Genomic DNA, 2,809 nt, shown 5'->3' with positions numbered 1-2,809 from the left:
ATGGCAAAAAACCATATCGCTTGGTAGTCATTAATAAAGATACTAAAACTGTTTCTCCTTTGAGCTACTCTTTGTCAGACGCTAAGGACAGCCGTGGCAATCCAGTTACTATAAATAAAAAAGGTGAAACTATACATTTCGACTTTAGCCCCAAAACAGATAAATTTTGTTTTTCGGGTAATATCGACGCCTATAGAAACTCATACGGTTATGAAGATGGGCCTTTCTGTTTCAAGTATGATCGAGAGTATCAGAGCTTAGTTAGAGAGTATTAATTTTCGATACTACTTTAGAGACTAATAAGAAGTGTAATGTTATAAAGAAATAAGGCCTATATTAAACAGACCTCAGTCCTTTAGGTGCCTCTGTCTAAAGTTATTAGGGCAAGTAGCGACTAAAAGCATCTAAGAAATGATTTAGTTCGTAGCCTCTACCGCATTTAGGTTTCGTTCTAAGGGATTTAGGTTTGATTTTAAATCCTCTTAATAGATCGGAAATTTGCCGATCGGTAATTTTTTTACCATTATGGAATGTTGACCAGTGCATTTCTGGATCTTGGCATAAACTGCTTATTAAGTCTTTGGTTAAAATGCGATCGGTATCCTTTAGTTTGAATATGGTTTGGATATCCGATAATAGCTGCTCACTCAGACTTAGTTCGTCGTTCTCGATACCCGATATCTCGATACAGGCTCTGTAAGCCTGCTCTAGCCAGTTATCACCCAGTATCATAGCTATTTTTAGTAGGATTTCCCAATTGTCCTGCGCACGGTCGTTTATCGTAACAGGCAGTACTGGCTTAGCATCTTTTACTGCTTGCAGATTATCATTCGACCATCTAGCGAGTTTTGACTGAATACTGTTAGTGATATCTTCAGGTAAGTAACGCACTCGTTTTTTTGTCTCATGTTTCATTTTACGCTCTAGAGTGAGCGATATTGACCGATCTATCAATGTACCAGAGATTTTACCAATGCCTGAAATCGCTTTAGCGCAATAAACATTAAACGGCACTGGCTCATTATCATCACCAACACAGCGTATGATATATGCGTTATCGCGACTATGCCCAGCATTTAGTACACTTCGAATGCCCTCGTTATCGTTGATAAACGTGTCAATCTCATCGATGAACAAAGTCGGTTTATATTGTTCAATCGAACGAAATAAAGCAGAGCCAGTAATATTTGATGTTGATAATGGGCGTTTACTCATTCTGCTAATTAAAGTTAACAATGTGCTTTTACCACATCTCTTTTCTGGAGCATTTATCCATGCTATAGGTAGGATATGACTTGCAGGTATAACCCAAGTCATGAGTGTCCAGAGTGTAGTTGCTACTTTTACAGCGTCAGTACAGGCAATGTGATCATCTATTATCTGATATATTTGATCAGCTACTAAGGCAATATCTGTTACCGGTTCTGCGTATGGCTTAGTATCAACGACCAAACTATCAGAGGCCTCAGACTTCAATTTACCCCTAGCTTTCTTGACTAGCTTATCAAGTGATCGAACTGACATATTGTTGAGAGATTTCGCGGTTTCAGTTCGTTCTAGCTCATACTGCAGTTCTGATAATGTGGCAAGCCTATCGATAGTAGTCTGTGCTAAATCCGAGCTAATTTTTAAATCTTGTTGTGGTAAAATAACTGATGATGGCTGGTCAATGTCATCTGTAGTGGTTTTTAAGGGCCGGCCATCCTGCAAGATGGTTGGCTTTTCTATTAGATCGGCTAACTGTTCGTCAACTAGTTCAAAACAGGGGGGGGGATTATGTTTACTCATGATTATGCCTCCCCATCATTAGATGAAGAATGACTCTCTAGCCATGAGTTAACGTCTGATAAACGCCAAAGGCTAGCGCGACCTATTTTTATTGGAGCAGGAAATTTACCCTCATTTATGAGGTGATAGACGTGTTTAGCGGAAAATCCAGTGATGCCGCGCGAGGCGGGTCTGGCCGTAACTGTCCATTTCTGACCTGAGTTAGTGGCATAGTTGCGAGCTGAACGCTCAGGTTGGTTTGCGAGATCTGACATTCGCAAAAATCGATTTTTTAGTTTCATAACATTACTCCACAGCATTGTGAATTGGTGTTGCTGAGTGCTGTGGAGTAATGTTAATCGACATATTTAATAAATAGTATAGTTATGCATGCATAATATATTTTTTATCATAAGATTTATAAGAGTTTAATTTACAGATTATCTTTATGAGCTTTATAAGCTTGTCTTAATAACTCATAAGCGTATTCAAAGCTTGACTCTCCTTCTTCATCTATGTTTTCTTTAATGTATCTCATTGCTACTGTGCATTTAGTGAAACCTTGTTCTAGCATAACTTCAAGATATTGCTTCTTCTTTCGTTCACGGTACTCAGGGTTGTCAGCCCATCTTGTTTTGGCCGCCTTAGTGCCTTGTATTGAAGATATTTTTCTAAAATAGTCAGCACTATCATAAAAGATGGATTTACTACTACTAAAATACAATTGCATTGCATAGTCGTGATACATCAAGGCTATATTGAATGCTTCTGTATAATAGGCGATAAAAGATAGCTCTTTGAATGCATATATTCGAAATACTTCGAGGAACTTTAAGCTCAATCTTTTAGATTCAGATGAGGAGTATTTTGATAAAATATGATTGAACAACGAGGTGTTAGATAAAACCTCATTCAAAGAAATAGCTATTTTACTGAATAGTTCACTTATGTATTGATTTAATGCATATTCTTCTTTATTACCTGCAAAACCACTATCTTCGTATTTAGTTGAAAAATTATCTATATTGTTGAGAAAGTAAGG

At 37.5% G+C, this 2,809-nt stretch carries 3 protein-coding genes and 1 pseudogene; 1 reads left to right on the top strand and 3 read right to left on the bottom strand.

Annotation, left to right across the window (positions count from 1 at the left end; genetic code table 11):
• A pseudogene (locus ACT3TU_RS13860) lies at nt 1–275 on the top strand (hypothetical protein); the annotation flags it as partial.
• Between the two features lie 103 nt (nt 276–378).
• Here the strand turns inward: ACT3TU_RS13860 and ACT3TU_RS13855 are convergent.
• The 3 genes from ACT3TU_RS13855 to ACT3TU_RS13845 form a co-directional block, all read right to left on the bottom strand.
• Nucleotides 379–1,788: a DUF3631 domain-containing protein gene (locus ACT3TU_RS13855; protein WP_443562264.1), complete on the bottom strand. Its 1,410-nt coding sequence runs from the start codon at nt 1,786–1,788 to the stop codon at nt 379–381.
• Nucleotides 1,789–1,790: 2 nt separating this feature from the next.
• Nucleotides 1,791–2,042: a helix-turn-helix transcriptional regulator gene (locus tag ACT3TU_RS13850; protein ID WP_443562262.1), complete on the bottom strand. Its 252-nt coding sequence runs from the start codon at nt 2,040–2,042 to the stop codon at nt 1,791–1,793.
• 158 nt (nt 2,043–2,200) lie between these two features.
• Nucleotides 2,201–2,809: hypothetical protein (locus tag ACT3TU_RS13845; protein ID WP_444784504.1), on the bottom strand; the 609-nt coding region annotated here is incomplete at its 5' end.

The organism is Psychrobacter sp. AOP3-A1-26 (assembly GCF_052378235.1).
In the GTDB taxonomy this organism is placed as follows: domain Bacteria; phylum Pseudomonadota; class Gammaproteobacteria; order Pseudomonadales; family Moraxellaceae; genus Psychrobacter.
The sequence above is the reverse complement of the archived record's forward strand: the minus strand, read 5'-3'. Positions and strand labels throughout refer to the sequence as shown.

What these genes read in the sequence shown, in the direction of transcription:
- ACT3TU_RS13855 (WP_443562264.1), bottom strand. Translation starts at nt 1,788, where the DNA reads ATGAGTAAACATAATCCCCCCCCCTGTTTTGAACTAGTTGACGAACAG.
- ACT3TU_RS13850 (WP_443562262.1), bottom strand. Translation starts at nt 2,042, where the DNA reads ATGTCAGATCTCGCAAACCAACCTGAGCGTTCAGCTCGCAACTATGCC.